This window comes from Capnocytophaga sp. oral taxon 324 str. F0483, from assembly GCF_000318315.2.
GTDB classification, from domain to species: domain Bacteria; phylum Bacteroidota; class Bacteroidia; order Flavobacteriales; family Flavobacteriaceae; genus Capnocytophaga; species Capnocytophaga ochracea.
In genome coordinates, this window is record NZ_KB291515.1 from 1 (window position 1) to 5971 (window position 5971).

4 protein-coding genes are annotated in these 5971 nt (G+C 43.0%); all 4 read left to right on the forward strand.

Annotation, left to right across the window (positions count from 1 at the left end):
• The first annotated feature begins 343 nt into the window (after positions 1-343).
• The 4 genes from HMPREF9072_RS04815 to HMPREF9072_RS04830 all read left to right on the forward strand — a co-directional run bounded on the left by HMPREF9072_RS04815 (position 344) and on the right by HMPREF9072_RS04830 (position 5682).
• Entirely contained in the window at positions 344-1027 is a 684-nt protein-coding gene (locus HMPREF9072_RS04815; protein WP_034566185.1) for a hypothetical protein, read from the forward strand.
• Between the two features lie 33 nt (positions 1028-1060).
• Complete coding sequence (locus HMPREF9072_RS04820; RefSeq protein ID WP_009410806.1) at positions 1061-1915, forward strand: prephenate dehydratase; 855 nt, start codon at positions 1061-1063, stop codon at positions 1913-1915.
• Positions 1916-2039: 124 nt separating this feature from the next.
• Positions 2040-4253, forward strand: a complete 2214-nt coding sequence (locus tag HMPREF9072_RS04825) for a S9 family peptidase (protein WP_009410807.1) — start codon at positions 2040-2042, stop codon at positions 4251-4253.
• 25 nt (positions 4254-4278) lie between these two features.
• The gene (locus tag HMPREF9072_RS04830; protein WP_009410808.1) at positions 4279-5682 is read left to right on the forward strand and encodes a peptide MFS transporter; all 1404 of its coding nucleotides are present in this window, start codon (positions 4279-4281) and stop codon (positions 5680-5682) included.
• Positions 5683-5971 lie beyond the last annotated feature (289 nt).

Consider the following 5971-nt stretch of genomic DNA (forward strand, 5'->3'; position numbering starts at 1 on the left):
GGCACTAGGCCTTAGGCCATAGGCACTAGGAGGGAGTATGACGGAAAATCAAAAAAAACCTCCCCCTCTCACATACTCCGCTCTCGCGGGGCACATACCTAGCTATTGCTGGCTATCTTCAAAAGAGGAATGTGGTGACGAAAAAGGGAAGAAATGACTAGGGACGAATGACGAGAGGATGTCTGTAAGGAAGCGTTTTCGTAGAAAAAAGAACTGTGTAAACAGGGATTGTGTAGGATATATAACAAATGTAAGAACTTACAGTGCTGGGGGTGAGAAAATATTTATGGGTAAATTGCTAATTGATAATTATTTTCTATCTTTGCCAAAAATTTACCCATTTATGAATGTAAGATTTACTATACTCACTACCACAATGTTTGTCCTAATGGCTTGTAATAACGGGCAACAGGAAATAGCTGTTGCCGAAGATGCTCTTGCTAACACTCAAAAAGCTGAGGCAGCACGCGATAAGAGCAACGAAAGAAATCCGTTTGGTGCGGGTGGGGCGAATTTTTCTAACAACGTATCGCTACCAACTACACAGCAAGGAGTAAAGCTCAATCCGCCTCACGGAGAGCCAGGACACCGTTGTGATATAGCCGTGGGGGCTCCGCTACCCAACGACGGCAATGTGATAGCCCAAACGCAAACACAAGCACAGCCTGTGAGCAGTGCCGATGCTAAGCCCGTAGTTTCGGGAGGTATGCCACAAGTGCAACAGGTGCAGGTAGCACAACCTCAGACACAGCAAGGGGTGGCGACGAAGGGACAGAAACTGAATCCGCCTCACGGGCAACCAGGGCACCGTTGTGATATACCGGTGGGCGCTCCGCTGAACAGTAAGCCTGTGAAACAGCAAGCACCAGCTACGCCTAAAACGGTAGAGCAACAAATAGTTATCGACCCCAAAATGGCACAACAGCACACGGGGACTACTGAACCGGGCTTTTCAGGGAAGCCTAATCCGCCTCACGGGCAACCGGGACACCGCTGTGATATAGCGGTAGGAGCGATATTGCCATAAAAAGAGGCGCAAGGGGTGATTTTTAATATGTAAATGAGTGAAAAAATAGCAATACAGGGTATCAAAGGTTCGTTTCACTATCAGACGGCTGAGAGTTACTTTGGCAAAGACATAGAGGTGTTGGAATGTCGTACTTTTGATGCGGTAGTGAAAGCACTGCTGAAAGGCGATGCTAACTGGGGCGTGATGGCTATTGAGAATAGCATTGCAGGAGCAATATTACCTAATTATGCGCTTATAGACCGCCATAACCTGCACATTACAGGGGAGCACTATATGAACATACAGCACCACTTGATGGCGCTAGAAGGGCAACGCTTGGAGGATATTACTGAGGTGCATTCGCACTATATGGCACTGTTGCAGTGTAAGGATTTCTTTCACGATTATCCTGATATACGACTGGTGGAATCTCCTGATACAGCTGAGGCAGCACGACAGATACACTTGCAACAACTCAAAGGGGTGGCGGCTATTGCTTCGGCATCGGCTTCTGAGCTCTACGGCTTGCCTATTATTGCGGAAAGCATACAAACCATTAAGCGTAATGCTACCCGCTTTGTGGTACTCAAAACAACTGATGCACACCTACCCAAAAGAGATATCGATAAGGCGACGCTTAAATTCCAGGTGTATGACAAGAGTGGTAGTTTGGCAACGGTGCTGAACGTGTTACGCGATTACGATATGAATATGACTAAAATACAGTCGTTGCCTGTAATAGAGACTCCTTGGAAATATGCATTTTTTGTAGATGTGGTGTTTGATAGCTATGCCCGATACCAACAAGCGATGCAACTTTTGAATATTATGACAGAAGAGCTAAAAGTATTAGGGGAATATGAAAATCGGTTGAACAGTGAGAGCTATTCAAAATCAATTATATAGAAAATAAATATAAAAAAACAGATTAAAAGATAGCTTCTATATCAAAAATATTGACTAATATTGACCGCGAAATTAATAATCAATGGTTAGAGGTTAATGATAAATGACAAAAGACTAATTAGAAATGGCGAATTATGAATTACAAAAGGTGGCTGTATTTAGACGCAATAGAGTGCACCAATACTTACATACCCAGCTTTTGTTGGCTTTATTTCTTAGCTTTTACTTGTTATCTGCACAGTCTATTTCTTTAGAGAATATCTGGACGCAACACGCTTTTTACCCCGAACGTATGTACAACTTGAAGGCACTGAAGAAAACCCCACAATATACAGTGCTCGAATATAACCGTGACAAACACATTCAGGAAATCAACCTTTACGACTTTGCAACGCTCAGCAAAGTACAAACACTCTTTGAAACTAATGAAAAAGTGAACAGGATTGAGAGCTATGAGTTTTCTCCCGATGAGAAAAAGCTCCTCATCGCTACCCGAAAAGAGGATATCTACCGACATTCGTTTATAGCCGATTATTTTCTGTACGACCTCGCTTCTGGCGGCCTTAAAAAAGTGAGCGACAAGCGCATACAAGTCCCCACTTTTTCGCCTAATGGTAAGCAATTGGCTTTTGTATACGAAAACAACTTATATTTATACGACCTTACGACGGGTGCGGAAACCCAAATCACTACCGACGGACAGAAGAACGCTATCATTAACGGTACTGCTGATTGGGTGTACGAAGAAGAATTTGGGATTGTGCGATTGTTCGCTTGGAATGCCGATGGTACACAATTAGCATTTATACGTTCAGATGAGCGCAAAGTACCTGAATTTTCAATGGACATCTACGGTTACGACCTCTATCCTACACCTTATACTTTCAAATATCCCAAAGCAGGGGAAGCTAATTCGGCGGTGAGTTTGCATATCTATACTGTGGCTGATAAATCGGTGGCTGAAATACCCTTGAAAGCCTATTATATCCCACGTTTGCAATGGACAAACGACCCTCATAAGCTGACGATACAAACTCTCAATCGCCACCAAAACGATTGGCAACTCTTGCAAGTGAATAGCCAGACGAAGGCGACGACTTCCTTAGTGAAGGAAACCAGCACGACTTATATAAGCATCAACAAGGAGATACTATTTTTACCCGATAATAGTTTTATTTACCAATCGGAGAAAGATGGAAATAACCATTTTTACTACTGTAATGCCAAAGGAAAATTAGTACGCCAGCTCACGCGTGGTAACTGGGAAGTAACCGATTGTTATGGCTATGATCCTAAAACCCAACAGTTGTTCTACCAATCTACCCAGACGGGCTCTACCCGCCGAGGACTCTATGCGGTAAACCTCAAAGGCAAAGCCCCTCGCGCACTTTCTACTGAGGCAGGAACAAACAAAGGCACATTCAGTGGGGATTTTTCTATGTATATCCACGCTTTTGCCAATGCCACTACGCCTCCACGCTATACGCTAAACGATGCCAAAAGTGGCAAGCAACTCAAAGAAATAGTTACCAATGCCGAATACGCCCAGCGATTGAAAGCCTACAATTTGCCCGAAAAAGAGTTTATGGAACTGAAAACTGCTAAGGGTACTTTCAACGCTTATATGCTCAAACCTAAGGATTTTGACCCTAAAAAGCAATATCCGCTCTTGATGTACCAATACTCAGGACCAGGTTCACAAGAAGTAGCCGACCAATGGTGGGATATGAACGACTTTTGGCACGCAATGCTCACCCAAAAAGGTTATATAGTGCTATGTGTAGACGGCAGAGGCACAGGTTACAAAGGAGCAGATTTTAAGAAATGTACCTATCAGCAACTGGGTAAATACGAAGTTGAAGACCAAGCAGAAGTCGCTCAGCTCGTAGGGGCTTATCCTTATATCGACAAGAGCAGAATAGGGATATGGGGTTGGAGTTTTGGCGGATTTATGTCGTCTAACTGTCTGTTTCAAAAAGGCGATATATTCAAGATGGCGATAGCAGTAGCCCCTGTTACCAATTGGCGTTTTTACGATACTATTTACACCGAGCGTTTTATGCGTACCCCCCAAGAGAACGCAAAAGGTTACGACGAAAATTCACCGTTGTTTCACGCTGCCAAACTCAAAGGTAAATACTTGCTCATTCACGGTAGTGCCGACGACAATGTACACGTGCAAAACGCAATGGTGCTCATCAATACCTTGGTGAGTTTGCAAAAAGATTTTGATTGGTTAATTTACCCCGATAAGAATCACGGTATTTACGACAACACAGGTAGCACACGCTATCAGTTATATACAAAAATGACGAATTTTATCATAGAAAATTTATAAACAAACTTTTTAATTTATTAAATAAATGGATACAAACGTAGAAAATGCGAAAAAGAAGCACCCTAAGGGGCTTTATTTGGTGTTCCTAACAGGTATGTGGGAGCGTTTCAGTTACTATGGAATGCGTGGTATTTTGATGCTATACCTCACCAAGACGTGGCTTGAAGGCGGTTTGGCTTTCGATAAAGCTACAGCGAGTCTTATCTATGGCTTTGCCACAGGACTTACCTATTTCACTCCACTGATTGGCGGTTGGATAGCCGATAACTTTTTAGGACAACGCAGGGCAGTATTGTTAGGGGGACTCATAATGTTCTTCGGTGAGTTTGCGTTGTTCTCTATAAACACTCACTTTGGCTTATATTTAGGGCTATTTTTGTTGATTATAGGTAACGGGTTCTTCAAACCGAACATTTCAGCCTTGGTAGGAGGACTCTATGAATCAGGTGATAAACGTTTAGACTCGGCTTTCTCGATTTTCTATATGGGTATTAACTTAGGGGCTTTCTTAGCACCACTCATTACAGGATTCCTTACTGATAACATCTTTGCTACTCACGGTGTAGATGCACAAGGAAAAGAAATAATCCTTTCTTACGGTTATAGATACGGATTCTTGGCAGCTGCTATCGGTATGCTTATAGGAGAGTTGATATTTGTTTTCTTTGCACAGAAATACTTAGGCGACCTTGGATTGCAACCAAAAGGTGGTAAGAAAAAAGTACAAGAACTTTCGGAAGCCGAAGTGCAAAAACCACTTACCAAAGAAGAAAAAGAGCGCATTGCTGTTATCTTTATCTATTTCTTCTTTGCAATCTTCTTTTTTGCAGGATTTGAGCAAGCGGGCTCTTCGCTTACCCTTTATACCGATAACTATATCAACAGGACGGTGATGGGCTTTGAAATTCCTACTGCTTGGTTCCAATCAGTAAACCCATTGTTCATTGTATTATTAGCACCGGTATTTGCATCGTTTTGGGGTACTAAAATGGGACAACGTCTTACTACTCCGTTTAAAATGGGAATGGGAATGATACTCTTAGGGGTAGGGTTCTTCTTTATGCTTGGCGCTGTTTACGAACGCGGTGGCTCCATAGGGGTAGACCCTAAAGATATAGCAGTGAAAGCGAGCTTGGCTTGGTTGGTGCTTACTTATCTTACACATACCATTGGTGAGTTGTGCTTATCACCCGTAGGACTTTCTACGGTTACAAAACTTTCACCTCCGCGTTTAGCAGGACTTATGATGGGTGTTTGGATGATGGCTGCTTTCTTCGCCAATGCAGCAGGAGGAGTGATTGCTTCTTACGTAGAGAAACTTGGGGCAAGCGTAGTATTTGCTGCGGTTTCAGGATTTGTAATCCTCTGCGGTTTAGGAATGATACTCCTTAACAAGAAACTTCAAGCGATGATGCACGGAGTAAAATAGTGCGAGCGTGTGAGCCACACAGGCGCGTACGAACCGTATAAGTTATATAATAAAGGCTGCCCTAAAATAGGACAGCCTTTTTTGTTATAAATATCCAGAGTTGTCGGACGATTCGGACTTGCCGGACGGAGGTAAGACGAGATTGGTAGCTTTATTGGGGAGGGCTCAGGGAATAGAAAGGTATCGAAAAAGAACGGAAGAAGGGAGGGAGGGTTTTTGATGAAAAAAGGGTGTAAGAAGGGTGTAAGAAGGGTGTGATTAGCTTATAGAGAGCTTATAGGAAGCTTAT

Coding starts and splice junctions, on each gene's coding strand:
- HMPREF9072_RS04815 (WP_034566185.1), top strand. CDS start 344: ATGAATGTAAGATTTACTATACTCACTACCACAATGTTTGTCCTAATG.
- HMPREF9072_RS04820 (WP_009410806.1), top strand. CDS start 1,061: ATGAGTGAAAAAATAGCAATACAGGGTATCAAAGGTTCGTTTCACTAT.
- HMPREF9072_RS04825 (WP_009410807.1), top strand. CDS start 2,040: ATGGCGAATTATGAATTACAAAAGGTGGCTGTATTTAGACGCAATAGA.
- HMPREF9072_RS04830 (WP_009410808.1), top strand. CDS start 4,279: ATGGATACAAACGTAGAAAATGCGAAAAAGAAGCACCCTAAGGGGCTT.